A 21395-nucleotide genomic window follows, 5' to 3' on the forward strand; every position below is an offset into this window, starting at 1 on the left:
GGAGTCTGCTTCTGATCCCCGTCGCTTCCGCCCTTGCCATCTCCATGCGTGCCCACGAACGGTCCTCCTCTCACGTCCCGATTACCTATCGTTCAGCCACAGATGGGACATTACCCACTCCGCTCCTTGACCAAAGGGGCGCGCTGGAGCACACCGGTGTCCTGTCGTCGTGCCGTCGCACTCCCCTGAGGACCACCACACCGGCCCGCCCCCGGCCTCGCGCGTTCCGCGCGCCACGGGACATGCGAGGAGCCCCACGGCCGTGTGCGCGCCGTGGGGCTCCGTCGTCGGGGCGCTTGGCCCCCCTGCGCTACGCCCAGGTGATCAGGCGCTTCGGCTGCTCCAGGATCGCGGCGATGTCCGCGAGGACCCGGGAGCCCAGTGCGCCGTCGACCAGGCGGTGGTCGAACGAGAGCGCCAGCGTGGTGACCTGGCGGGGCTTCACCTTGTCCTTGTGGACCCACGGCTGGAGCTTGATCGCGCCGACCGCGAGGATCGCGGACTCGCCCGGGTTGAGGATCGGCGTACCGGTGTCGACGCCGAAGACGCCGACGTTGGTGATCGTCACCGTGCCGCCCTGCATGGCCGCCGGGGTCGTCCTGCCCTCGCGGGCCGTGGACACCAGCTCCCCCAGCGCTTCGGCCAGTTGGGGCAGCGTCTTGTCCTGCGCGTCCTTGATGTTCGGGACGATCAGACCGCGCGGGGTCGCCGCCGCGATGCCCAGGTTGACGTAGTGCTTGAGGACGATCTCCTGGTTCGCTTCGTCCCAGGCCGCGTTGACCTCGGGGTTCCGCTTGATCGCGACCAGCAGCGCCTTGGCGATGAGGAGCAGCGGGTTGACCCGCAGACCCGCCATGTCCTGGTCGGACTTCAGCTCCTCGACCAACTTCATCGTACGCGTCACGTCGACGGTGATGAACTCCGTGACATGCGGCGCGGTGAACGCGCTGCCGATCATGGCCGCCGCCGTGGCCTTCCGTACGCCCTTGATCGGGATACGGGTCTCCCGGCCGGTCGCCACGCCGGCCGCCTGGGCCGCCGTCGCCGGTTCGGCGACCGCGACCGGAGCGGGAGCGGGGGCAGGTGCCACGGCCGCCGGTTCGGTGGCCGTGGCGGGAGCCGTCGCCGCGTGGACGTCCTCGCGCGTGATGATTCCGCCCGGACCCGTCGGCGTGATCGTCGCCAGGTCCACGCCGAGGTCCTTGGCGAGCTTGCGTACGGGAGGCTTGGCCAGCGGACGGGACTGCGGGGGCGTGCCCGCGTGCCCGTTCATCTCCGCCTGAATGGCCGCGGTCGCGGCCTCCGCGGCCGTCGCCTGCTCCGGTACCGAGGCGCCGGGGGCGCCCCTGCGCGCGCGTCGCTTCGTGGACGCCTCGGCGACCCCGTATCCGACGAGCACCGGCGTACGCCCCGTCGGTTCGGCGGGCTCGGCCGGTGCCTCGGCGACAGCGGCGACAGCCGGGGCAGGAGGGGCGACGGGGGCCGGCTCTCCGCTGCCCGGTGCCACGTCCACCGTGATGATGGACGCGCCGACATCGACCGTCGTGCCCTCCTCGAAGCGCAGTTCGTGCACCACCCCGTCGTACGGAATGGGCAGTTCGACGGCCGCCTTCGCGGTCTCGACCTCGCACACCACCTGGCCGTCGGTGACGGAATCGCCAGGCTGCACGTACCACTTGAGGATCTCGGCCTCGGTGAGCCCCTCGCCCACGTCGGGCATCTTGAACTCGCGGTAGCGAGCGGAAGCGCCGGAAGCGGTGGAAGCGGTGGAAGCGGTGGAAGCGGTGGAAGTGTCAGCAGTCATGGTCACGGCACTCCTCAGTACGCGAGCGAGCGGTCGACGGCGTCGAGCACCCGGTCCAGGCCCGGGAGGTACTCGTCCTCCAGCCGGGCCGGCGGATACGGCGCGTGGTAGCCGCCGACCCGCAGCACCGGGGCCTCCAGGTGGTAGAAGCACCGCTCCGTGAGGCGCGCGGCGATCTCCGCGCCGGAGCCGTAGAAGACCGGCGCCTCGTGCACCACGACCAGTCGGCGCGTCTTCTCCACCGACGTCTGGATCGTGTCGAAGTCGATCGGGGACATCGACCGGAGATCGACGACCTCCAGCGACTTGCCCTCCTCCTCGGCCGCCGTGGCGGCCTCCAGACAGACCTTCACCATCGGGCCGTACGCCGCGAGCGTCAGGTCCGTACCCTCCCTGGCGACCCGCGCCCCGTGCAGCGGGCCGGGGATGGCCTCGGCGTTGACCTCGCCCTTGTCCCAGTAGCGCCGCTTCGGCTCGAAGAAGATCACCGGGTCGTCGCTCTGGATGGCCTGCTGCATCATCCAGTACGCGTCCGACGCCGTGGACGGCGAGACGATCTTCAGACCCGCGACATGCGCGAAGAGCGCCTCGGGAGACTCGCTGTGGTGCTCGACCGCGCCGATGCCGCCGCCGTACGGGATGCGGATCACGACGGGCAGCTTGATCTTGCCCAGCGCGCGGGCGTGCATCTTCGCGAGCTGGGTGACGATCTGGTCGTAGGCGGGGAAGACGAAACCGTCGAACTGGATCTCCACCACCGGCCGGTAGCCGCGCAGTGCGAGACCGATGGCCGTGCCGACGATGCCCGACTCGGCGAGCGGGGTGTCGATGACGCGGTCCTCGCCGAAGTCCTTCTGCAGGCCGTCCGTGACCCGGAAGACGCCGCCGAGCTTGCCGACGTCCTCGCCCATGATCAGGACCTTCGGGTCGGTCTCCAGCGCTTTGCGGAGCGACTCGTTGATCGCCTTGGCGATCGGGAGCTTCTGTACGGCCATGGCTACTTGCCCTCCCCGGCGGAACCACTCTGGGTGTCCTCGAACGACGCCTGGTACGCGGCGAACTGCGCGCGCTCCTCGTCGACGAGCGTGTGCCCGTCGGCGTAGACATGGTCGAAGATCGCCATGGGGTCCGGGTCGGGCATGGCCCGTACTACCTCTCGTACCCGCTTTCCGAGCGTCTCGCTCTCCTCGTCCAGAGCCGTGAAGAACGCCTCGTCGGCATGGCCCTCCCGCTCCAGGTAGCGGCGCAGCCGCAGGATCGGGTCCTTGGCCTCCCAGGCCTCCCGTTCCTCGTCCGCGCGGTACTTGGTCGGGTCGTCGGAGGTGGTGTGCGCGCCCATCCGGTACGTGAAGGCCTCGACCAGCGTGGGTCCCTCGCCCCGGCGGGCCCGCTCCAGCGCGGAGCGGGTCACGGCGAGACAGGCCAGTACGTCATTGCCGTCGACCCGGATGCCGGGGAAGCCGTACCCCTGTGCGCGCTGGTAGAGCGGCACCCGGGTCTGCTTCTCGGTCGGCTCGGAGATCGCCCACTGGTTGTTCTGGCAGAAGAAGACCACCGGCGCGTTGTAGACCGCGGCGAAGGTGAACGACTCGGCGACATCGCCCTGGCTGGAGGCGCCGTCCCCGAAGTACGCGATCACGGCCGAGTCCGCGCCGTCCTTGGCGACGCCCATGGCGTAGCCGGTGGCGTGCAGGGTCTGGGAGCCGATGACGATGGTGTAGAGGTGGAAATTGTTGCTGTTGGGGTCCCAGCCTCCGTGGTTCACCCCACGGAACATGCCCAGCAGATTCGTCGGGTCGACCCCGCGGCACCAGGCCACGCCGTGTTCACGGTAGGTCGGGAAGACGTAGTCGTCGTCGCGCAGCGCGCGACCCGAGCCGATCTGCGCGGCCTCCTGGCCCAGCAGTGATGCCCACAGTCCCAGCTCGCCCTGGCGCTGAAGCGCCGTGGCCTCGGCGTCGAAGCGGCGGGTCAGGACCATGTCCCGGTACAGCCCGAGCAGCTCCTCCGGGGTCAGGTCGATCCGGTAGTCGGGATGCTCGACCCGCTCGCCCTCAGGGCTGAGCAGTTGTACGAGCTGCGGCTCGGAACTCTGTGGCTGCGACGTCCTCTTGGCGCTTGCGCGCTTGGTGCCGCTGCTGCGTCGCGGCTTGCGAGCGGCAGTGCTCTCCACGGTCACGTGCGTGCTCCTCCGTCTGTCCGGCCCCCGGGATCTGCCGGGAACCAGTGCGGCTCGCCTGTTTCCGCCGCGCGCACGGGGTGGGTGCGACCCGGTCGGGGACAGGCGTGACAGGTGCCCCGGCGAGCCCTGTCACAGGCACGTTACCCAGTGGATGGCATTACCGCGTAACCCCATCTGACCTGCAATTTTGCTTGGATTTCCAAGTAAATCGCCGAAGTCTGGAACAACCACTGGTCACAGCCTTGCAGGCCGCCGGAACAACGGCACGTTATCCCGCTGATCTCCGGCAGGGAAGGGGTGAATGTGTGAGACTGGATTCTGTGTACAAAGACGAAAAAATTACGGTATTTCTTGTTGACGACCATGAAGTCGTCCGCAGGGGCGTTTTTGAGCTTCTGTCCGTCGAAGATGACATCGAGGTCGTGGGAGAAGCGGGTACGGCCGCGGACGCGACGGCCAGGATCCCGGCGACCCGGCCCGATGTGGCGGTGCTGGATGTCCGGCTGCCGGACGGCAGCGGCGTGGAGGTCTGCCGGGAGATCCGCTCGCGGGACGAGTCCATCAAGTGCCTGATGCTCACCTCGTTCGCCGACGACGAGGCGCTCTTCGACGCGATCATGGCCGGGGCCTCGGGTTACGTACTCAAGGCCATCCGCGGCAACGAGCTGCTGGCGGCGGTACGGGACGTGGCGGCGGGGCGGTCGCTGCTCGACCCGGAGGCGACGGCGCGGGTGCTGGAGCGGCTGCGTACGGGCAACGCCCCCAAGGACGACAAGCTGGCCGGCCTCACCGACCAGGAGCGCAGGATCCTGAATCTGATCGGCGAGGGCATGACCAACCGCGCGATAGGCGGGGAGCTGCATCTCGCCGAGAAGACGATCAAGAACTATGTCTCCAGCCTGCTCGCCAAGCTGGGGATGGAGCGCCGGTCGCAGGCGGCCGCTTATGTGGCGCGGCTCCAGGCCGAGAAGTCCTGACCCGGACTCCGCGGCCGTGCGTACCGGCCGTGCGTACCGCGACTGTGCGCCCCGCGGCCCGGTGCCCGGCGGCTCTGCGCCCCGCGGCTGTGCGTACCGCATCGGGCCCGGTCCTAATCGGGACCTACGTCCCGCGCATCCGGGGCCGCCTCCTCTGTTGGTGACGTCTTCGGTAACGGACAGTGGACGACATGTTCACCGAGGAGCTCCGAGCCATCGATCTGCTCAGCCGGGTGCGGTACGGGCGGGTGGCGACGAGTATGCGCGCGATGCCGTTCGTGGCACCGGCCCGCCATGTCGTGGCCGGCGGGTCCGTACTGCTGTGCATGCACGCGGGCCTCGGCTACCACCGGGCGTGCGGCGGCGGCGTGGTGGCGTACGGAGCGGACAACTTCAGCAGCGACGAGGCGGACCAGTGGTCGGTGGAGTTCACCGGCACCGCCGAGATCATCGAACCGACGGCCCCCGAGGTGGAAATGTTCGGCGCGGGCCCGCACCGCGTGGACGGTGAACCATTCGTTCCTGTCTATATGCGGCTTGCGCCCCAGTTCGTAACCGTACATACGCTCGACTATTCCGTGGAGCGACGAAGCCAACACGTTGCGTGATCTAACATCTGACAAGTGCCGCGCTCATATGAAATCGCCGCACCTGCTGCGACCGCCGTGATCCCCATTCCCGCGCCTGCCGCCGCTCGTGCATCTCGTACCGTGCTTCCCCCCGTACATCCCTCCGCCCCACCGCATCCCTCCGCCCCACCGCACCCGTCCGCCCCGCTCCACCCGTCCGCCCCACTGCACTCCACCCTCCCGCTCCACGCCCCCGCTCCCCCCGTCCGCGCGCTGCTCCGCCGCTACCGGAACGCGGGCGAGCCGCTCTCCTGCGAACCCGTCGCCCAAGGGCTCCTCAACCGCGGCTACCGGCTCCGCACCACCCGGGGCGCCTACTTCCTCAAGCACCATCTGGACGGCGACCGCGACACCATCACCCGCCAGCACCGCGCCACCCAGCGGCTCCAGACGCTCGGCGTGCCCGTCGCCCCGCCCGTCGAGAACGCCGACGGCGACACCGTCGCGGTCATCGGCGGCCACTGCTACGCCCTGCACCCGTGGATCGACGGACGCCATCGCGACGGCTCGCAGCTGTCCACCGCCGGGTCGGGGCACCTCGGTGCGCTCCTCGGGCTGGTGCACACCTGTCTGGAGCGGGTGATGGAGCCGGACCCGCCGGCGCTCGCGTACGACAGCCCCGATCCCGCCGACACCTTCGACCTCATCGATGAACTGCTCTCCCTGGCCCGCGGGCGTACCCGCAGGGACGTCTTCGACGCACTGGCCGAACACCGCCTCATGGAACGCCGGGACCTGCTGGAACTCCACGCCCACCGCAGGCCGCCCCCCGGCACGGAACCGGCCACGGGCTGGGTGCACGGCGACTTCCACCCGCTGAATCTGCTCTACCGGGGCGACGAACCGGTCGCGATCATCGACTGGGACCGGCTCGGCGTACAGCCGCGCGCCGAGGAGGCGGTACGGGCCGCGGCGATCTTCTTCGTCCTGCCGACGGGTGAGCTGGAGCTGACGAAGGTACGGGCGTACGCGCGCGCCTACCGCCGGGCGGCCGGAGCCCGCACCTCCGAACTGGCCGCGGCCGTGCACCGGGTGTGGTGGGAGCGGCTCAACGACTTCTGGATACTGCGCTGGCGCTACCAGTTGGACGACCGAAGGGCCGACCCGCTGTTCGCAGCGGTGTCGGCCCTGGCGGTGTGGTGGACGCGGGAGTACGAGGCGGTGCGCGAGGCCTTCGCCGGCTGATCCCGGCTCAGACCGGCGCGCCGCCCGCCGGTCAGGGAGTGGTGCCTCCGGCGGTGTCGGCGCCGGTGATGGTGCCGCCGGGGGCACCATTGCCGGTGGTCGTGCCGTCGGTGGTGCCTCCGTCGGTCGTGCCGCCGTCCGAGGTGCCCCCGACCGCAGTGCTCCCGTCGGAGGTGCCCCCGACCGCAGTGCTCCCGTCGGAGGTGCCCCCGTCCGACGTGCCCGCGCTCGTCCCGCTGCTGGAGCCGGTCGAACCCGTCTCCGGAGGGCTCGACGGAGCGTCACTCGTCTTGTCGGACTCGCTCGGCGTCTCCGACGGCGTCTCCCTCGGCGTGTAGTCCGGCTGCTGGTTGCCTCCCGTGGAGGTGTCCGGCTCCGTGGTGTCCTCGCTCTGGGTGTCCGAGGGCGAGGGCGAATCGCTCGGCGTCGACTCGCTCGTGCTGCTCGACGGCTTGTCCTCCGTCGTATCGCGGCCGCCGTCCGTATTGCCCATGCCCTGGACCGCGTAGGCCACCCCCGCCACGATCGCGATCACCGCGAGCGCGACGAAGATCCACATCTTGCCGCGGCCGCCGCCGCTCCGGTGCCCGCCGTCGTACCCGCCGTCGTCCGGGTTCTTCGGCGGCAGGATCGGGCCCTGTGACGTGTCGCCGTGCGGCGGGTGCCCCAGCGCGGTCGTCGCGGCCATGCCCATCGCCGGGGTGTTGCCGCCCATGTGCGGCTCGACCACCCCGGTGTTCCACGTGCCCGTATGGCTGCCGTGCTGCTGGAGCATCTGCATTCCGTACTGGATCAGCCCGCGCATCTCCTCGGCGCTCTGGAACCGGTCGTCCGGCTCCTTCGCGAGCGAGCGCATGACCAGGCCGTCCAGCTCGGGCGGCGCCACGTCCGAGACCTCGGACGGCGGGACCGGGATGTCCTGGACATGCTGGTAGACGACCGAGAGCGGGGTCTCGCCGGTGAACGGGGGCCGCAGGGCGAGCAGTTCGTAGAGCAGACAGCCAGTGGCGTACAGGTCGCTGCGGTGGTCGACGGCCTTGCCCAGCGCCTGCTCGGGGGAGAGGTACTGCGGCGTGCCCATGACCATGCCGGTCTGGGTCATCGTCGACTGCGCGCCGTGCAGGGCGCGCGCGATGCCGAAGTCCATCACCTTCACCGCACCGGCGTCCGTGATGATCACGTTCGCGGGCTTGATGTCCCGGTGCACGATGCCGTGCTGGTGCGAGTAGGCGAGCGCCTCGAGCACCCCGGAGACAATGATCAGCGCCTGCTCGGGCGGCGGGGCCTCCGCGCTGACCAGCAGATCGCGGATGGTGCGGCCCTCGACCAGCTCCATCACGATGTACGGGACTGTCTGGCCGTTGACGGTGTCCTCGCCCGAGTCGTACACCGCCACCACCGCGTGGTGGTTCAGCCCGGCGACCGACTGTGCCTCGCGGGTGAAGCGGGCCTTGGAGACCGGGTCCTCGGCGAGATCCGCCCGGAGCAGCTTGACGGCGACGATGCGTCCGAGCCGTACGTCCTCGGCCGCGAACACCTCGGCCATGCCGCCGCGACCCAGACGGTGGGTCATGCGGTAGCGGCCGTCGCCGACCATCCCGCCGACCAATCCGTTGTCGCCCCAGGAGTCCGCCGCATCCGACACTCCGCCGCCTGCTTCGGGTTCGGGTGCCATCAGTCCTCGCCGTCATTTCTGTCCGCGGAGCGCCGACGCGCGCGGGCGCTCCGCAGTATGTCTGTGTGTCTCAGGGGATGTGTCAGGGGATGTGTCAGGGGTGGCTATGCCACATCACGCTACAGCCTCCGTGTGACAGGCCGGTCCAGGATGGACCGGCCATGAAACCCGCTCACGCGGTATCCATGCAAATTCCATGCTTTTCCTGTAACGCTTCCGAGACGCTTGTTGTGCGTACGGTCACGGAACGGGCACCCGGCTTGACGTGTCACTGCCCTGGGGCAGACTTGGCGCGTATTCGCGTAACCGCGGGATCTATTCGACAACGGGTCATCGCGTGACCACCGCGTCAGCGCGCCGAGGGGGAGCACAGTCATGAGCCAGGACGGCGCACGGGGCCGCTACGCGGGTGGTTCGGTCGCGGGTGGCCGGTACCAGCTCCGCGACCTGCTCGGCGAAGGCGGGATGGCGTCCGTATATCTGGCGTATGACGCGGCGCTGGACCGTCAGGTCGCGATCAAGACCCTCCACACGGAGCTGGGGCGCGAGCAGTCCTTCCGTGAGCGTTTCCGCCGTGAGGCCCAGGCCGTCGCCAAGCTGTCGCACACCAACATCGTCTCCGTCTTCGACACCGGCGAGGACGAGCTGGACGGCGCGCTGATGCCGTACATCGTCATGGAGTACGTCGAGGGGCAGCCGCTCGGCTCCGTACTCCAGGCGGACATCGCCCAGTACGGCGCGATGCCGGCCGACAAGGCGCTGAAGGTGACGGCCGATGTGCTGGCCGCGCTGGAGACCAGTCATGAGATGGGGCTGGTCCACCGGGACATCAAGCCCGGCAACGTGATGATGACCAAGCGCGGCATCGTCAAGGTCATGGACTTCGGCATCGCGCGCGCCATGCAGTCGGGTGTGACGTCGATGACGCAGACCGGCATGGTCGTCGGTACGCCGCAGTATCTGTCGCCCGAGCAGGCGCTCGGGCGCGGTGTCGACGCGCGCTCCGACCTCTACTCGGTCGGCATCATGCTCTTCCAGCTGCTGACGGGCAGGCTGCCGTTCGACGCGGACTCGGCGCTGGCGATCGCGTACGCGCATGTGCAGGAAGAGCCGGTCGCTCCGTCCAGCATCAACCGTTCGATCACCCCCGCGATCGACGCGCTGGTCGCGCGGGCGCTGAAGAAGAACCCGAACGAGCGCTTCCCGAGCGCGGAGGCGATGCGCGACGAGTGCGCGCGGGTGCTGCCCGGCGGGCAGGCGGGCGCGCCGGTGATCGTGCAGGGCGTTCCGGGGAACAGCGGCGCGGGCGTGGGCTCCGCGGTCTTCCCGCCGGTGGACCAGTCGATGCAGGCGCCGCCGAGCGTGCAGGGCGTGCAGACGCCGTACCAGCCGGGTCCTTACGGGCCGCCGACGCCCGCCCCGATGCAGACGCCGGGAGCCGGCGCCGGGCCCGGGTACGGCTATCCGCAGACGCCGCCTCCGGCGTACCAGACCCCCTCGCCGACTCCACAGCCGTACACGATCTCGCCCCAGCCGCAGACGACGCCCGGTTCCGGCCATGGCGCGCACGGCGGCGGGCACGGCGGGCACGGTACGCACGGCGGGGGCGGCCGGCCGGGCGGCCGTCGGAACATGCCGGTCATCGTGGGCTCGATCGCGGTCGCGGTCCTCGCGATCGCCGGGCTGGTCACGGCGCTCTCGATGAACAAGGGCGCGGACGACAACAGGACCGTGAATCCGGGCACCGGCTACTCCGCCACACCGGCCTACGGCGGCCACCGGGCCCCGGAGCGGAACCGGACCATCGACGCGTCCGAGTGCTCGGGCGCCTCGGAGGACGGCCTCGACCCGACCAAGGTGACGGTCCCGGATCTGCGCTACAAGGACATCCTCTCGGTGAAGGACTGCCTCCGCGCCGCGGGGTGGACGTGGTCGGAGCCGAAGAAGCAGAACGACGGCACGCAGGCCGAGGACATCGTGACCGGCCAGTACCCGCGGCCGGGCGCCGCCGTGCTGCCCAGGGAGCAGGAGTTCGAGCTGACCATCTCCACGGGGGACCCGGAGTAATCGGCCTGGACAGGCTCTCTTCGTCGTACGTCTCGTACACCGTCGTACGTCTCGTACGCCGTCGTATGTCTCGTACACCCTCGTAAGCCGTCGTACTTGTGAACGACGTGTAGCACGTACGACGGACTACGGAACATCCGAGATGCCGGACTTATCGCCCCATGTGACGCTAGGTCGGTGACTCCAAGGTTCCGCACCTCTTGCGCGATCGCGGTCGCATCCCTGCTGCTGGCCGCACCAGCCGCGTACGCCGAGGAGTCCGCAGCACCCCCGCCGCGCACGTCCGCCGCCCCCGAGCCTCCGGTCCCCTCGCTGGCCGGGCGTCTCGCCGGGGAGGGGAAGATCCGGCCTGGCAGACCGCCGGAGCCGGATTCCGAGGACACGCCACCCGAGGACATCAGTCCGAGCGCGAGGGCCGAGAGCGCGGCCCCCGTACGGCCCGCCCGGCCGTCCTCCCCGGCGAAGCCGCCCGCCCCTTCGCGTAAGCCGTCGTCCTCCGCCTCCGCGCCTTCCGCGCCCGCGAAGCCGTCCGCGTCCGCCCCCGCACGTACGGACGAGGAGGAGGATACGGCGGAGGAGTGGGACGCGGCCGACGAGCCGGGGGAGGGCCAGAGGCCGCCGGAGGACCACGCGGGTACGGACGAGCCGACGGCGTCCGCGTCCGCGCCGTCCGCCGCCGACCGCAGGCCGGACGCGACGGCCCTCGACAGATCGGCCCCCCGGCCGGTTCCCGTACTGACCCTGGGCGCCGGAATCACGCTGCTCGGCCTGGGACTCGGCTTCCTCGGACTGCGGCTCCGACGTCGCTGAAACTCCCCCGCCCTCCCGACTGTCCTCCTTACGGCGTACTTATGAAGTCCGTCTGAGGTCGCTTGCGGGCGCGGACATACTCGGTATACATACTGAGTATGTCCATTCGCCACGGGCTTCTCGCCCTCCTCGAACGCGGTCCGCGTTACGGCTCCCAGCTCCGTACGGAGTTCGAGTCGCGCACCGGCTCCACCTGGCCGCTCAATGTCGGCCAGGTCTATACGACCCTGAGCCGGCTGGAGCGCGACGGCATGGTCGCGCAGGACGGCGAGGACGAGGCGGGCCACGCGCTCTACGTGATCACGGAGACCGGCCGCGCGGAGCTGCGGTCCTGGTTCCGTACGCCCGTCGACCGCGCCAGCCCGCCCCGCGACGAACTGGCGATCAAACTCGCCATGGCGGTCGGGGCTCCGGGGGTCGACATCCGGGAGGTCATCCAGTCGCAGCGGCACCACACCATCCAGGCGATGCAGGACTACACGCGGCTGAAGGCACAGGCTCTGGAAGCCGTGCCGACCGACCGGGACGAGGTGGCCTGGCTCCTCGTCCTGGAACAGCTCATCTTCCAGACCGAGGCCGAGGCGCGCTGGCTCGACCACTGCGAAGTCCGGCTGATCCGGCTCGCGATGGTGCCGGAGCGCGGCGGCAAGGAGTCGGAGGCGCCCTCGGGCAATCCGGCCGCCGGGTCCACGCCCGGATTCACCCCCGTCGCGGCGCCCCTTTCCGCACCGTCCGCCGGCTCGACGGCCGACTGACCGCGCCGCGACCGCGGACACCACCGCTCGCGGCTCCGGCCGCCACCCGAACCACCTGGCCGGAGCCCATGGGCTCCTGGGGCCGACCGCACCACTCCCGCCCCATCTCACTCTTCACACCGAACCGCTCGTACGTGCGCGTACGCCCACAGGGGGGACCCCTCATGGCTCGCAAATCACATCAGCCACAGCCGTCACAGCCGACGTCGCCGCAGCCGCAGCAGCCACAGCCGTCGGGGCAGCAGCAGCCGCAGCAGCCGGGGCGGCACTCGCAGCAGCGGCCCGTGCTCCAGCTCCAGGAGCTGACCCGCGTCCACGGCAGCGGCGCCACCGAGGTGCACGCGCTGCGCGGTATCAACCTCGATGTGTTCCCCGGCGAACTCGTCGCCGTCATGGGCCCGTCGGGCTCCGGCAAGTCCACGCTGCTCACCATCGCGGGCGGCCTCGACAGCCCCACCTCGGGCCGCGTGATCGTCGAGGACACCGACATCACCACCGCCGACCGCAAGAAGCTCGCGGCCCTGCGCCGCCGCAGCATCGGCTATGTCTTCCAGGACTACAACCTGATCCCCGCGCTCACCGCCGCCGAGAACATCGCGCTGCCCCGCGAACTCGACGGCGTCTCCGCGCGCAAGGGCCGCGTCGAGGCTCTGGCCGCGCTCCGGGAGATGGGTCTGGAGGAGCTCGCCGACCGGTTCCCCGACGAGATGTCCGGTGGCCAGCAGCAGCGCGTGGCGATCGCCCGCGCCCTCGTCGGCGACCGGCGTCTGGTCCTCGCGGACGAGCCGACCGGCGCCCTGGACTCCGAGACCGGCGAGTCCGTGCTCGCGCTGCTGCGCACGCGCTGTGACGCGGGCGCGGCCGGCATCCTGGTCACCCACGAGCCGCGCTTCGCGGCCTGGGCCGACCGCGTGGTCTTCCTGCGGGACGGCGCGGTCGTCGACCAGACGCTGCGCAGCCAGGCGGACTCGCTGCTCACGGGCCAGGCGGCCGAGCTGTGAAGAACTGGTTCCACTCCTGGCGCGCCGCGGTACGGATAGCCCGCCGCGACGCCTGGCGCTTCAAGGGACGCAGCTTCCTCGTCCTCGCCATGATCGCGCTGCCCATCCTCGGGGTGAGCGCCGCGGATCTGACCCTGCGCAGCGCGGAACTCTCCACCACGGAGAGCCTGAACCGCGACCTCGGCCGGGCCGACGCGCGGATCTCCGACCCCTCGTTCGGTGGTGTGCCCCTCCTGCAGAACCCGACGGGTGAGGGGTACGCGCCGGTGGGCGACTTCGAGAACAAGCCGTGGCCCGAGGGTCCCGCGGACATCGAGAAGACCATCCCGGCGGGCGCCACCGTTCTGGAGGACACGCTCGGGTCCGGCAAGCTCCGTACCACGCACGGGCTGCTGCACACCGAGATCCGTGAGCTCAAGGCATCGGACCCGATGGCCCAGGGCATCATGCGCCTGGTCAGCGGCCGCTTCCCGGAGAAGGGCGGCGAGGTCACCGCGACCACACACTTCCTGGAGACCAGCGGACTGCGGGTGGGCTCGAAGCTCACCGCACGTGGCCTCGACGCCGACTACCGGATCGTCGGCGAGTACGAACTCCCCAGCTCTCTCGACACCGACCAGGTCAACGCGCTTCCCGGCGCGTTCCTGGCTCCGCTCGACAAGGCGCTGAAGGCCGACGATCTGCCCGGCACGTCCCCGACCACGACGCAACTGGTGAGCGTCTCGGGCGGTTTCACGTGGAACATGGTGCGGGAGGCCAACACCAAGGGCGTCATAGTCACCTCACGCGCCGTACAGCTGAACCCGCCCGCCGACTCGGACGTCCCGCTGTACCAGCTGGACGGCTGGGGAACGTACGAGCAGAGCACGGCGGCCAAGACCGCCGCGATGGCCGCGGCCGGCACCATCGTCGGTCTCGCGATGCTGGAGATCTGTCTGCTGGCGGGGCCCGCCTTCGCGGTCGGCGCCCGGCGCTCGCGCCGTCAGCTCGGCCTGGTCGGGGCCAACGGTGGCGACCGGCGCCATATCCGGGCCATCGTGCTCGGCGGCGGTCTGGTGATCGGTGTCGCCGCGGCGGTCGTCGGTACGGTCCTCGGTGTCGCCCTCACCGTCGCGCTGCGTCCCGTGCTGGAGGACTACCTCGGCCAGCGCTTCGGCGGCTTCGAGATCCGGCCGCTGGAGCTGATCGGTATCGCGGCGCTGGCCGTGCTCACCGGTCTGCTGGCCGCGATCGTTCCGGCGGTCACCGCCTCCCGTCAGACCGTGCTGGCCTCGCTCACCGGCCGGCGCGGGGCGCGCAGGAGCAGCAGGGTGCTGCCGATCCTCGGACTGATCGCGTTCCTGCTCGGTGCCGCGATCGCGCTGTACGGATCGACGATGACCGACCAGTTCGCGATCGTCGCGGGCGGCAGTGCCCTCGCCGAGCTGGGTGTGGTCGCGCTGACGCCGGCCCTGGTGGGTCTCTTCGGCCGGATCGGCCGCTGGATGCCGCTCTCACCGCGGCTGGCGCTGCGTGACGCCGTACGCAACCGGGGGCGCACGGCCCCCGCCGTGGCCGCGGTGCTGGCCGCGGTCGCGGGCACGGTCGCGGTCGCGACGTACGCCGCGAGCATCGATGCCCAGGGCCGGGCCGGGTACACGCCTCAGCTGCCCCACGGCGCGGTCTCCGCCATGCTCGACGAGGGCGGCGGCCGGGATGTCCCGACCGTCCGTACGGCCGTCCAGAAGACTCTGCCCACCGAGACCCGGGCCGATGTGGACCGGATCTCCGTCGGGAGGCCCAGTTGCCCGGCGTACGGCGGCGGGGAGGACTGCGGGCGGTACGAGGTGGTCGTACCGAAGGCCAACCAGTGCCCGCTGTGGATGAGCGACGGAACCGATGACCCCGCGGAGAAGTTCAGCAAGGCCGAGCGGCGCGAGCTGGCCAAGGACTGGCGCTGTAAGGAGAGCGACGTCTACATCAACGTCGAAGGCGGTGTGCTGATCGGTGACGCCAAGCTGCTGACGGTCCTCGGGATCAAGGACGCGGGCGCCGAAACGGCGCTGGCGGACGGGCAGATCGTGTCCTTCGACAAGCGGAACATCGACACGAACGGCAAGATCGGCATCCGCCTGGTCACCGACATCGAGGCCGCCGACGCGGCCAACGAGAAGGGCAAGGATTCGCCGGGCGTCGTCAAGTCCGTCGCGGCGCACCAGGTCGCGGGGTCGCCCAACGCGTACGGCGTCTCGATGATCCTGACCCCGGCCACGGCGAAGGCGGCGGGCTTCAGCACCGTCCCGCTCGGCGCGTACTACTCGACCGACGCCATGCCGAGCGACGCCCAGAAGCAGAAGCTGGACAGCGAGCTCGACAAGACCGGCAGCGATGTGCAGCTCCATATCGAGGGCGGCTACACCAGCGAGAACAGCATCGTGCTGCTGGCGCTGACCGTCTTCGCCGGGCTGGTCACCATCGGTGCCGCCGGTATCGCCACCGGTCTCGCCCAGGCCGACGCCGAGGCCGACCTCAAGACACTCGCCGCGGTCGGCGCCCCGGCGCGGGTCCGCAGGACGCTCAGCGGGTTCCAGTGCGGGGTGGTGGCCGTGATGGGTGTGCTGCTCGGCACGGCGGCCGGGGTGCTGCCCGCGATCGGGCTACGGCTGACGGACCGGCGCGGCCAGTGGAAGTGGTACCAGCAGGCGCTCGACGAGGGCTGGGGCGGCGTCAGCGCACCCAACGTACCGATCGTGATCCCCTGGGGGACGCTGGCCGCGCTGCTGGTCGCCGTCCCGCTGGGCGCCGCGATCCTGGCGGCGCTGGTCACTCGCTCGCACCGGGTGCTCGGCCGCCGGGCGGCGACGTAACCCCACGGCCCCGCCACCCCACAGGCCCGCCCCGCTGACCGCGCGTTTCCCGGGCTGCCCGCGCCATTCCCGCGTGGATGGCCGCGTGGATCGCCACGTGGACCGCCACGAAACCGTGCCCCCGTACGAAGGTCATCCGCCTTGGTACGGGGGCACACCATGTAGTGACGCACATGTGCGAGACAATGGGCGGCATGGAGATGCCGAGGAACGAACGGACGCAGGAGAGCCCCCACGTCCTCGTGGTGGGACAGGACGGGATGGCGCTCGGCGGTGGAACCGACGACGGCGCGCGTGAGATCCCGGTGACGGAGATGGTCGAGCAGCCCGCGAAGGTCATGCGCATCGGCAGCATGATCAAGCAGCTGCTGGAGGAGGTGCGGGCGGCTCCTCTGGACGAGGCGAGCCGGGTACGGCTCAAGGAGATCCACGCCGGCTCGGTGAAGGAGTTGGAGGACGGGCTCGCCCCCGAACTCGTCGAGGAGTTGGAGAGGCTCTCGCTCCCCTTCACGGACGAGGCCATTCCCTCCGAGGCGGAACTGCGAATCGCGCAGGCCCAGCTGGTGGGCTGGCTGGAGGGCCTCTTCCACGGGATCCAGACGGCGCTGTTCGCTCAGCAGATGGCGGCCAGGGCCCAGCTGGAGCAGATGCGCCGCGCGCTGCCGCCGGGCTCGGTCCAGGAGGACGACGGGGAGCAGGGCCACGGCGCGCTCCGCTCGGGCCCGTACCTGTAAATCTTCCGGATCGCTCCCGTAGATCTCCGGATCGCTCCTATGAGGCTGTCCGGCACGGATCGCTCTGTCAGGCACGGCCCGGCGCACCGAGTGGTGTGCCGGGCCGCGGACGTATCAGGCGCCCGCCGACGTGAGCAGCAGGATCTTGCCGACGTGCGCGCTCGCCTCCAGCGCACGGTGCGCCTCGGCCGCGTCCGACATGGGCAGTGTCCGGTCCACGATCGGGCGGACCTGACCGTCGGCGATCAGCGGCCAGACATGCTCCCGTACGGCCGCGACGATCGCCGCCTTCTCGGCCAGCGGCCGGTTGCGCAGCGAGGTCGCCGTGATGGCCCCGCGCTTGCTGAGCAGGGCGCCCAGATTGAGCTCGGCCTTCGCCCCGCCCTGGAGACCGATCACCGCCAGCCGGCCGTTCACGGCCAGGGCCCGCACGTTCCGTTCCAGATACTTCGCGCCGACGATATCGAGAATGACATCCGCGCCAGCACCGTCTGTGGCCTTGCGGATCTCCTCCACGAAGTCCTGCTCGCGGTAGTCGATCAGGATGTCCGCGCCCAGCTCGGCGCAGCGTGCCAGCTTCTCGGGGCCGCCCGCCGTGACCGCGACCCGCGCGCCCACCGCCTTGGCCAGCTGGATCGCCATCGTGCCGATCCCGCTCGCCCCGCCGTGCAGGAGCACCGTCTCGCCCGGCCGCAGATGCGACACCATGAAGACGTTCGACCAGATTGTGCAGGTGACCTCGGGGAGCGCCGCCGCCGAGACCAGGTCCAGGCCGCTCGGCACGGGAAGGAGCTGCCCGGACGGGACGGCGACTTTCTCGGCGTACCCCCCGCCCGCCAGCAGCGCGCACACCTCGTCGCCGACGGCCCAGCCCGAGACCCCCGGGCCGAGCGCGGCGATCGTGCCCGCGCACTCCAGACCGGGGTACGGGGAAGAGCCGGGCGGGGGATCGTAGTAGCCCTGCCGTTGCAGCAGGTCCGCGCGGTTGACGGCGCTCGCCGCCACCTCGACGAGCACCTCGCCCTCGCCGGGTACGGGATCGGGCACCTCGGCCCATACAAGCGCGTCGGGGCCACCGGGTTCCGGAATCGTGATCGCATGCATGGCCGCGAGGCTACTCCGGCGGGGCGCGAATCGGGCCGCGGGTACGGTCAGTTCGAGTGGTCCGCCACCGGCGGGCTCTGCGCCCGGACGATGGTGATCAGACGGTCGGTCAGCTGGAGGGGGCTGGCGGCGGGGTCGTCGTACCCCATCAGCCGGTGGCCGCGCAGCACGCTCACCACGAGGTCGTCCGTCTCCCGTACGTTCCGGCCCACCTCCGCCTTTATGACGGGGCGTTCGATGATGTCGAGGCCGCTGCCCTGCTGGATCAGATCCTCCATCACCGTGCCCGCGCTCGGACTGAGCACGGACAGCCCCAGCAGCCGACCTGCCGCGCTGGCGCTGGTGATGACCGCGTCCGCCCCGGACTGGCGCAGGAGCGGTGCGTTCTCCTCCTCGCGCACAGCGGCGACGATCTTCGCGGCCCGATTGAGCTGACGTGCGGTCAACGCCACCAGCACGGCCGTATCGTCGCGCTGGGTGGCGATAACTATCTGACGCGCCCGCTGCAACTCGGCGCGGATCAGCACATCGCTCCGGGTCGCATCGCCTATCACGCCCACGAACCCTTCCGCGTTGGCCGCGTCGATGACTTTGCTGGACGGATCGACGATGACGATCTGTTCCTTCTTGAGACCCGTGGCACAGAGGGTCTGCATCGCCGAGCGCCCCTTGGTGCCGAAGCCGACGATGACGGTGTGGTCACGCAAGTGGGACCTCCAGCGGTTCAGCCGCCACTCCTCCCGGGTGCGCTCCGTGAGCACTTCGAGAGTGGTACCGACCAGGATGATCAGGAAAAGCACCCGCAACGGAGTCACCAGCAGCACATTGACCAGCCGTGCGCTGTCGCTGTACGGGACGATGTCGCCGTACCCCGTCGTTGAGAGCGTGACGGTCGCGTAGTAGACGGCGTCAAGAAAGTCGACCGATTCATCCGCGTTGTCGTGGTAGCCGGTCCTGTCGATATAGACGATGAAGACCGTCAGGGCGAGGACGAACAGGGCCATCAACAGCCGTCTGGTGACCTGGCGCAGCGGCCGTACGGCCGTACGGCGCGGAAGCTTCACCCGCGCCGCGACGAGATGTTCGTCGGCGTGCCTGGCCATCGCGTCATGGCCGGGAAGTTTCACGTGAAACACCCTCCATCGACCGGTGCCGCCCACGGCAGGTCGAGAACTTCCAGTTCGTCCCCGGGCCGCGCGCCGCCCGGCGGCACGACCGCGAGTCCATCGGCGGCGGCGATGCCGCGCAGCATGGCGGGACCATTGAAATGCAGCGGTACGAGGCCCTCGTCGTGGTGCACGAACGGCACCAGCCGGGTGTCGTACGGGTGGCCGTGCACCGCGTCCCGCAGCAGTGCACGGTACGGAGGGCGGGGCGCCCGTCCCGCCAGTGCGCGCAGCAGGGGCTCGGCGAGCGTCAGCAGCCCGGAGACCGCGGCGAGCGGATTGCCGGGCAGCCCGACCAGATGCCGCCCCGAGGGCAGCCGGGCCAGCAGCATGGGATGCCCGGGGCGTACGGCGACCCCGTCGACCAGCAGCTCGGCGCCCGTCTTGTCGAGCACCGGGTGGACATGGTCGACCGGTCCGGCGGCCGTACCGCCCGTGGTGAGGACGAGATCCGCCGTGGATCCGGTGACCGCGCGGCGCAGCGCCTCGGCGTCGTCGCGGACCCGGCGGGTGGCGATGACGTCGGCGCCGAGCGTTCGGAGCCAGGGCGCGAGCATGGGGCCCAGCGCGTCACGGATCAGCCCGTCGCGGGGCAGCCCTTCGGTGAGCAGCTCGTCACCGAGGACCAGTACTTCCACGCGCGGGCGCGGGAAGGTGAGCAGTTCGTCGTAGCCGGCCGCCGCCGCGAGCCCCAGGACGGCCGGGGTCACCAAAGAGCCGGCGGGCAGCAGCCGGTCGCCGGCCCGGCACTCCTGGCCGCGCGGCCTGATGTCCTGCCCGGGGATCACCTCGCGGTCGGCGTGGAGATGGCCCCGGCTGTCCGTACGGGCGTGCTCGCTGCGGACCACCGCGGTCGTGTCGGCCGGGATACGGGCGCCGGTGGCGATCCGTACGGCCGTACCGTCCGGGAGCGGAGCCACCGACCCATGACCGGCCAGAATGCCGAGGTCGTCGGCGCCCTGGGTGCCGGGGACGTCCACGCCCTGGATGCCGGGGCCGTCGGCCTCCTGCGTTCCGGGGGCGCCGGCCGTCGCCCCTTCGCGCGGGGAGCCCTTGACGGGCAGCACGGACCAGGGGCCCGGCCCCGAGACCGCCCAGCCGTCCATGGCGGAGGTGTCGAAGGATGGCAGATCGGTGAGTGCGGTGAGCGGCTCGGCGAGTGCCCTGCCCACGGCCCGGTCGAGGGGTACGGAGGCGGCGCGGGCGGCCGGGGCCGACCCGGCTGCGCGGGCCGCGAGGGCGCGGGCGGTGTCCCATGGCTCGGCGCGGTGCCGAGCGGTCGGGGCGGAGCCGGCGCCAGGACCCTGTGTGGCGCCGTGACCCGGTGCGGTGCCATGGGCCTGTGCGGTGCCGTGGCCCTGTGCCGTGCCACAGGTCCGGTCCCGTTCCGGGTCCCGGCCTCGGCTCTGGTCCTGGCCTTGGTCCTGGCTGTGATGCGGGTCGTGGGCCGGGCCGGTGGCCCGGTCCGGCGCACGGCCCGCGCCCGGCTCCCGGCCGACGAGGGCCAGGGCGTCGTCGAACCCGTCGGCCTCGCGGTCCTGGGCCGTCATCCGGCGTCGGCCCCCTTGGCGCCGGGTCCGTCGGTGCCCTCCGTCTCGTCCGCCCAGCGCAGGGCGAGCGCCACGGCCTTGCGGGCGGCTTCGGCGACCGCCTCGGGGCCGTCTCCGCCTGCTTTGGCCGCCGCGTAGCCGACCAGAAAGGTCGTCAGCGGCGCGGCGGGCCTGGCGACCCCGTGCGCGGCGTCGCGGGCGAGATCGAGAAGGAGACGGGTGTCGACATCCAGCTCGATGCCGAGTTCGTCCTTGACTGCGGTGATCCATTCGTCCAGCACAGTCCCATGCTCTCTGATCCTGGCCCGCGCTGTGGAGATGTCTTCCCAGGTGTCGCAGTCGAAGGAGGCGAGCGGATCGGCGTCGACCCGGGCGAGGTCGAGTTCCTGCACGAGGAGACGGAGCGGCAGACCGGGCAGACTGCCGTACTCGGTGGCGAGAAGGGCCAGTTCGCGGCGGAGCGGTTCGGCGCGGTAGGCGGCGACCAGCGGCTGGTCACGCCCATCGGCGTCGGTGAGCAACGCCCCCTCACGGCCTGTACTGTCCAGCGTCCCGATCAGGCGGCGCACCGTCGACTCCCCCAGGAACGGCAGGTCCGCGGAGAGTACGAGCACGGTGTCCGCCTCGGCGCACCGCACCCCCGCGTCGAGCGCGGCGACCGGCCCGCCGCCGGGCGGATCCTCGCGCGCCCAGCGCACCGGCCGCACCGTGGGCCGCCTGCCGCCCACGACTACGGTGCGGGCGGCCCCTTCGCAGGCCGCCAGCACCCGGTCGAGCAGCGACCGGCCCCCGACGCGTACCCCTGGCTTGTCGGCGCCGCCGAGTCTCTTGGCGGCGCCTCCGGCGAGCACGATGGCGTCATAGGCGGTCATGCCTGAAGTATGGGCCGCGACGGGCCGCCCGAAGCATC

The 21395-nt window shown here is 71.0% G+C and carries 17 protein-coding genes; 9 read left to right on the forward strand and 8 right to left on the reverse strand.

Annotated features, from left to right (window positions below; all coding sequences use genetic code 11):
• Window positions 1-310: 310 nt before the first annotated feature.
• The 3 genes from ACIRQP_RS20520 to pdhA are packed head-to-tail and all read right to left on the reverse strand — an operon-like array spanning window position 311 to window position 3983.
• The gene (locus ACIRQP_RS20520; RefSeq protein ID WP_403891901.1) at window positions 311-1804 is read right to left on the reverse strand and encodes a dihydrolipoamide acetyltransferase family protein; all 1494 of its coding nucleotides are present in this window, start codon (window positions 1802-1804) and stop codon (window positions 311-313) included.
• Window positions 1805-1818: 14 nt separating this feature from the next.
• The gene (locus ACIRQP_RS20525) at window positions 1819-2799 is read right to left on the reverse strand and encodes an alpha-ketoacid dehydrogenase subunit beta (RefSeq protein ID WP_403891903.1); all 981 of its coding nucleotides are present in this window, start codon (window positions 2797-2799) and stop codon (window positions 1819-1821) included.
• Between the two features lie 2 nt (window positions 2800-2801).
• Entirely contained in the window at window positions 2802-3983 is a 1182-nt protein-coding gene (pdhA, locus tag ACIRQP_RS20530) for a pyruvate dehydrogenase (acetyl-transferring) E1 component subunit alpha (RefSeq protein ID WP_403891906.1), read from the reverse strand.
• Window positions 3984-4306: 323 nt separating this feature from the next.
• Between pdhA and ACIRQP_RS20535 the strand changes: the two genes are divergently transcribed.
• From ACIRQP_RS20535 to ACIRQP_RS20545, 3 genes are all read left to right on the forward strand, one after another.
• Window positions 4307-4963 carry a response regulator gene (locus ACIRQP_RS20535; RefSeq protein ID WP_403891909.1) on the forward strand — a complete coding sequence of 219 codons (657 nt, stop codon included), beginning with the start codon at window positions 4307-4309 and terminating at the stop codon, window positions 4961-4963.
• A gap of 191 nt (window positions 4964-5154) precedes the next feature.
• Complete coding sequence (locus ACIRQP_RS20540; RefSeq protein WP_403891912.1) at window positions 5155-5571, forward strand: pyridoxamine 5'-phosphate oxidase family protein; 417 nt, start codon at window positions 5155-5157, stop codon at window positions 5569-5571.
• A gap of 186 nt (window positions 5572-5757) precedes the next feature.
• On the forward strand, window positions 5758-6777 hold the full coding sequence (locus tag ACIRQP_RS20545) for a phosphotransferase (RefSeq protein ID WP_403892131.1): 1020 nt from the start codon (window positions 5758-5760) through the stop codon (window positions 6775-6777).
• Between the two features lie 31 nt (window positions 6778-6808).
• On the opposite strand, the gene ACIRQP_RS20550 is transcribed toward ACIRQP_RS20545, so the two are convergent.
• Complete coding sequence (locus ACIRQP_RS20550; protein ID WP_403891915.1) at window positions 6809-8452, reverse strand: protein kinase; 1644 nt, start codon at window positions 8450-8452, stop codon at window positions 6809-6811.
• 375 nt (window positions 8453-8827) lie between these two features.
• Between ACIRQP_RS20550 and ACIRQP_RS20555 the strand changes: the two genes are divergently transcribed.
• The 6 genes from ACIRQP_RS20555 (at window position 8828) to ACIRQP_RS20580 (ending at window position 16665) form a co-directional block, all read left to right on the forward strand.
• Window positions 8828-10519: a protein kinase gene (locus ACIRQP_RS20555; RefSeq protein ID WP_403891918.1), complete on the forward strand. Its 1692-nt coding sequence runs from the start codon at window positions 8828-8830 to the stop codon at window positions 10517-10519.
• Between the two features lie 177 nt (window positions 10520-10696).
• On the forward strand, window positions 10697-11329 hold the full coding sequence (locus tag ACIRQP_RS20560) for a hypothetical protein (RefSeq protein ID WP_403891921.1): 633 nt from the start codon (window positions 10697-10699) through the stop codon (window positions 11327-11329).
• A gap of 98 nt (window positions 11330-11427) precedes the next feature.
• Window positions 11428-12084: a PadR family transcriptional regulator gene (locus tag ACIRQP_RS20565; RefSeq protein ID WP_403891923.1), complete on the forward strand. Its 657-nt coding sequence runs from the start codon at window positions 11428-11430 to the stop codon at window positions 12082-12084.
• 164 nt (window positions 12085-12248) lie between these two features.
• Complete coding sequence (locus tag ACIRQP_RS20570; protein ID WP_403891926.1) at window positions 12249-13085, forward strand: ABC transporter ATP-binding protein; 837 nt, start codon at window positions 12249-12251, stop codon at window positions 13083-13085.
• Entirely contained in the window at window positions 13082-15931 is a 2850-nt protein-coding gene (locus tag ACIRQP_RS20575) for an FtsX-like permease family protein (protein ID WP_403891929.1), read from the forward strand. Before ACIRQP_RS20570 ends, ACIRQP_RS20575 begins: the two co-directional genes overlap by 4 nt.
• 194 nt (window positions 15932-16125) lie before the next feature.
• Window positions 16126-16665 carry a bacterial proteasome activator family protein gene (locus tag ACIRQP_RS20580; RefSeq protein ID WP_403891932.1) on the forward strand — a complete coding sequence of 180 codons (540 nt, stop codon included), beginning with the start codon at window positions 16126-16128 and terminating at the stop codon, window positions 16663-16665.
• A 114-nt stretch (window positions 16666-16779) separates the two neighbouring features.
• Here the strand turns inward: ACIRQP_RS20580 and ACIRQP_RS20585 are convergent, their stop codons facing one another.
• Genes ACIRQP_RS20585 through ACIRQP_RS20600 form a run of 4 tightly spaced genes read right to left on the reverse strand, consistent with a single transcriptional unit; the run spans window position 16780 to window position 21357 of the window.
• Entirely contained in the window at window positions 16780-17769 is a 990-nt protein-coding gene (locus ACIRQP_RS20585) for an NAD(P)H-quinone oxidoreductase (RefSeq protein WP_403891935.1), read from the reverse strand.
• 47 nt (window positions 17770-17816) lie between these two features.
• On the reverse strand, window positions 17817-18872 hold the full coding sequence (locus ACIRQP_RS20590) for a potassium channel family protein (RefSeq protein WP_403892134.1): 1056 nt from the start codon (window positions 18870-18872) through the stop codon (window positions 17817-17819).
• A 20-nt stretch (window positions 18873-18892) separates the two neighbouring features.
• Entirely contained in the window at window positions 18893-20485 is a 1593-nt protein-coding gene (locus tag ACIRQP_RS20595; protein WP_403891938.1) for a molybdopterin molybdotransferase MoeA, read from the reverse strand.
• Complete coding sequence (locus ACIRQP_RS20600; RefSeq protein ID WP_403891941.1) at window positions 20482-21357, reverse strand: NTP transferase domain-containing protein; 876 nt, start codon at window positions 21355-21357, stop codon at window positions 20482-20484. The genes ACIRQP_RS20595 and ACIRQP_RS20600 overlap by 4 nt, the downstream gene beginning before the upstream one ends.
• Window positions 21358-21395: the final 38 nt, after the last annotated feature.

The organism is Streptomyces sp. NPDC102274 (assembly GCF_044766385.1).
In the GTDB taxonomy this organism is placed as follows: domain Bacteria; phylum Actinomycetota; class Actinomycetes; order Streptomycetales; family Streptomycetaceae; genus Streptomyces.

Bases quoted from the DNA above. Each gene is read 5' to 3' on its own strand.
- ACIRQP_RS20580 (WP_403891932.1), top strand. From the start codon at position 16,126: ATGGAGATGCCGAGGAACGAACGGACGCAGGAGAGCCCCCACGTCCTC.
- ACIRQP_RS20520 (WP_403891901.1), bottom strand. From the start codon at position 1,804: ATGACTGCTGACACTTCCACCGCTTCCACCGCTTCCACCGCTTCCACC.
- ACIRQP_RS20585 (WP_403891935.1), bottom strand. From the start codon at position 17,769: ATGCATGCGATCACGATTCCGGAACCCGGTGGCCCCGACGCGCTTGTA.
- ACIRQP_RS20550 (WP_403891915.1), bottom strand. From the start codon at position 8,452: ATGGCACCCGAACCCGAAGCAGGCGGCGGAGTGTCGGATGCGGCGGAC.
- ACIRQP_RS20600 (WP_403891941.1), bottom strand. From the start codon at position 21,357: ATGACCGCCTATGACGCCATCGTGCTCGCCGGAGGCGCCGCCAAGAGA.
- ACIRQP_RS20590 (WP_403892134.1), bottom strand. From the start codon at position 18,872: ATGGCCAGGCACGCCGACGAACATCTCGTCGCGGCGCGGGTGAAGCTT.
- ACIRQP_RS20595 (WP_403891938.1), bottom strand. From the start codon at position 20,485: ATGACGGCCCAGGACCGCGAGGCCGACGGGTTCGACGACGCCCTGGCC.
- ACIRQP_RS20540 (WP_403891912.1), top strand. From the start codon at position 5,155: ATGTTCACCGAGGAGCTCCGAGCCATCGATCTGCTCAGCCGGGTGCGG.
- ACIRQP_RS20570 (WP_403891926.1), top strand. From the start codon at position 12,249: ATGGCTCGCAAATCACATCAGCCACAGCCGTCACAGCCGACGTCGCCG.
- ACIRQP_RS20565 (WP_403891923.1), top strand. From the start codon at position 11,428: ATGTCCATTCGCCACGGGCTTCTCGCCCTCCTCGAACGCGGTCCGCGT.
- ACIRQP_RS20555 (WP_403891918.1), top strand. From the start codon at position 8,828: ATGAGCCAGGACGGCGCACGGGGCCGCTACGCGGGTGGTTCGGTCGCG.
- ACIRQP_RS20525 (WP_403891903.1), bottom strand. From the start codon at position 2,799: ATGGCCGTACAGAAGCTCCCGATCGCCAAGGCGATCAACGAGTCGCTC.